This is a genomic window from Micromonospora sp. D75, assembly GCF_018070405.1.
In the GTDB taxonomy this organism is placed as follows: domain Bacteria; phylum Actinomycetota; class Actinomycetes; order Mycobacteriales; family Micromonosporaceae; genus Micromonospora; species Micromonospora chalcea.
Genome location: NZ_JAGPXV010001029.1, coordinates 1 through 1,098 on the forward strand (window position 1 = coordinate 1; position 1,098 = coordinate 1,098).

Genomic DNA, 1,098 nt, shown 5'->3' on the forward strand with positions numbered 1-1,098 from the left:
CCCCGGTACATCCACGTCATGACACCGCCCACCGGTGGCCCTCCTTCGCCGTACCCATCGACCGTCAGGCGCTCTCGCGGGCCACCAGCGTCGACGGGAACGCGGTGCTCGGGGCGACCGGCGCGCGCGTCAGCACGGCCGTGGCCGCGGCGGCGGCGATCCGGTCCACCGGATGGGTCGCGGTGGTCAGCGGCGGGCTGCTGATCGCCGCGTACGGCAGGTCGTCGAACCCGGCCACCGCCACGTCGTGCGGCACCCGCACGCCGCGCCCGCGCAGCGCGGCGATCACGCCGAACGCGGTGGCGTCGCTGGCCGCGTAGACCGCGTCGGCGTCCGGCCACCGGCGCAGCGCCTCCAGTGCCGCCCGGCCGCCCCGCGCCGCGGTGAAGTCGCCGGTGACCAGCCGCTCCGGCGACCCGGACTCCCGCATCAGCTCCCGGTACGCGGTCACCGACCGTTCTGCGCAGCTCAACCAGCGCGGCCCGGTGACCATGACGACGCGGCGCCGGCCGGTGGCGTACAGGTGACGCAGCACCTCACCCGCGCCACCGGCGTTGTCGACGTCGAACGACGGCACCGCCGGAGAGCCCTGACCGATCGAGACGACCCGGCCGCGCAGCCTCGGCGGCACCGCGTCCAGCGCGGCCTGGGTCGTGTTGACCAGGATCACCCCGCACACGCCCCGGTCGGCGCCCAGCCGGGTCAGCCCGGACGGGTCGGCCAGCGGCAGCCACTCCAGCGCCACCCCGACTCCGTGCGGCGCGCCCACCCGCGACGCCGCGCCCACCACCCGGTGCACGTACGGGTCGTCCAGCACGGTGTCGTCGCGGCCCACCACGGCCACCACCAGGCGTACGCCCGCTCCGCGCACCAGCGACCGGGCCGCGAGGTCCGGCACGTAGCCGAGGTGCTCGGCGGCGGCGTGCACCCGGGCGCGGGCGTCCGCCGAGGCGAACCCGTAGCCGCCGAGCACCCGGGAGGCGGTGGCCCGGGACACCCCGGCGCCGCGGGCGACGTCGTCGAGCGTGGCGGGACGTGCGGTCGGCGTACCCATGTCCGCATCATGCCTGCTCCGGCGTGGATGGGCGAAGCCATAAC

At 76.9% G+C, this 1,098-nt stretch carries 1 protein-coding gene; it reads right to left on the bottom strand.

Annotated elements, in window-relative coordinates:
- Positions 1–64 precede the first annotated feature (64 nt).
- Positions 65–1,054 carry a LacI family DNA-binding transcriptional regulator gene (locus KBX39_RS31725; RefSeq protein ID WP_064445751.1) on the bottom strand — a complete coding sequence of 330 codons (990 nt, stop codon included), beginning with the start codon at positions 1,052–1,054 and terminating at the stop codon, positions 65–67.
- Positions 1,055–1,098 lie beyond the last annotated feature (44 nt).